Source organism: Candidatus Frankia nodulisporulans, assembly GCF_902806475.1.
In the GTDB taxonomy this organism is placed as follows: Bacteria; Actinomycetota; Actinomycetes; order Frankiales; family Frankiaceae; genus Frankia; species Frankia umida.
Map to the genome: position 1 here is coordinate 1 of NZ_CADCWS010000454.1, position 1,612 is coordinate 1,612.

At 70.5% G+C, this 1,612-nt stretch carries 3 protein-coding genes and 1 pseudogene; 1 reads left to right on the top strand and 3 read right to left on the bottom strand.

Going from position 1 to position 1,612, the window contains the following annotated elements; genetic code table 11:
• Positions 1-207, bottom strand: a 207-nt coding sequence (locus G6R24_RS20730) for a bifunctional DNA primase/polymerase (RefSeq protein WP_163550806.1), incomplete at its 3' end; no start/stop codon positions are given.
• A gap of 174 nt (positions 208-381) precedes the next feature.
• On the opposite strand from G6R24_RS20730, the gene G6R24_RS20735 reads away from it, so the two are divergent.
• Positions 382-657 (top strand): helix-turn-helix domain-containing protein, encoded by a 276-nt coding sequence (locus tag G6R24_RS20735; protein WP_163550807.1) that lies wholly within the window; start codon positions 382-384, stop codon positions 655-657.
• A gap of 110 nt (positions 658-767) precedes the next feature.
• Here the strand turns inward: G6R24_RS20735 and G6R24_RS20740 are convergent, their stop codons facing one another.
• Both G6R24_RS20740 and G6R24_RS24685 read right to left on the bottom strand, forming a co-directional pair.
• Positions 768-1,409, bottom strand: a complete 642-nt coding sequence (locus G6R24_RS20740) for a hypothetical protein (RefSeq protein ID WP_163550805.1) — start codon at positions 1,407-1,409, stop codon at positions 768-770.
• Between the two features lie 103 nt (positions 1,410-1,512).
• A pseudogene (locus G6R24_RS24685) lies at positions 1,513-1,612 on the bottom strand (recombinase family protein); the annotation flags it as partial.

A 1,612-nucleotide genomic window follows, 5' to 3' on the forward strand; every position in this document is an offset into this window, starting at 1 on the left:
CGTCACCGTCCCGGGCAGGCAGCCCACCCTGGACTCCAACGCGGACAGCGACGCGGCCCCGCCCTTGTCGACGTCCAGGTCGAGAACACCCAGACCGGAACGGGGGCCGCGGATGAGGTCGGCGCGCTCGACGCCGTTGCGGTTGGTCGCCTGTCCGTCGAGCCCCTTGGCCCAAACTTGACCGGTAGTGATCCCGAACGGCTTCACCGCGGCGGCAGGCGTCCCGGTAGCGACATGGACCTCTCCGGGTAAGGCTCTTGCCGGTCGGTCGGACAGCTCTGCCATCCCCGGGCTGTCCCGCCGGGGCCCCCGTACCCGACGCTGTGGAGACGTTGTCGTGGGGGTTGCGGCTGTTGGGGGCGTCGTCGGGAAGATGCTCGGATGGCTACGAACGCGATCAGGTGGGCGCTGTACGAGGCGCCCAAGATCAAAGCAGAGGAGCGGGTTGTCCTCATCGCTCTCGGTGATCATGCGGCCCAGGACGGCGGGGGCAACTTCATCTCGACGTCCAGCCTTGCCCGCAAACTTCACATGGGGGTGAGGGCGGTCGAACGCTGTCTGATCCAGCTGGAACGGCAGGGGATCATCCGTCTGGCCGGTGGATCCCCCCCGGTTGTCGTCCGGTTGAACCTGGACGTGAGGGAACGGGCGGGCTGAGCATGCCCCGGACGTTGAAGCGCCCCGCCGGACTGTTCCAGCGGGGCGCTTCAACGTGGTGCGGGGTGGTGCCGGGCCGTCCGCTCCGGGCGGCCCGGCGGAGGAAGGGGTTAGGCCGCGTCGTTGAGGACTGCCCCCGGCGGAGTCTGCTTGCCGGCGGCGAGTACGTCACGGACCTCGCGGGCCCTGCGCGCGCCGACCCGCAGGGCGACCCGGATGCCGTCGGCGGTCTGCTTCCCTGCCGGAAGGCGGCGGGCCTCACCCACCAGCTCCTCGACCGTGCGATGCGGCCGGGAGCCGGCTCTGGCCGGGGTGGGAACCCGACCGGTCGGCCGGCGAGGCCGCCGGGTGGTCGATTCCTCGGCCAGTCGGTCGGCCGACTCCTGTGGGTCAGGGGTGGGCCACCCGGCCGACTGTGTGGCGACCCGGTCGGCCGATTCCTGCAGGTCAGGGGCAGAATCTCCCCACAGTCGGCCGGCCGCTCCCCATCGGTCGGCCGACTCTTCGGCGGCGAGGCGCACCGTTTCGGCGAACCGGACCCGGTAGGGGGAGGCGGCTTCGGCGAGGACGAACAGCAGCGTCGGCGGGATCGTGTGCACGACGATCGCCGCCGGGTCGACGGAGGCCCAGGACTCCCAGGAGTTGAGCAGGAGCGTGGCCCCACCGGCGTACCAGCGCAGCCGGGTCGCCCACACCCCGGCGGTCAGGCCTTTGCGGGACAGGACCGCATCGCCGGTCAGTGCGGCGATCATGCCTCTCGGAGGTTTCCGCTGGGGTGCAAGGGAAATCGGGCTCCGTGGAGGGCAATTTTGAGCTTGATCGCCGCCGGTAAGTTTGCGAAGTACCGAGGTGCAGCAGGGAGCGGCCGAGCCGGTCGAGGCGGGTGACCTTGAGCGTGTCGCCAGTACGCAGCAGTTGCATCACGAGGTCGAACTTCGGCCTGGTCGCCTTGGCA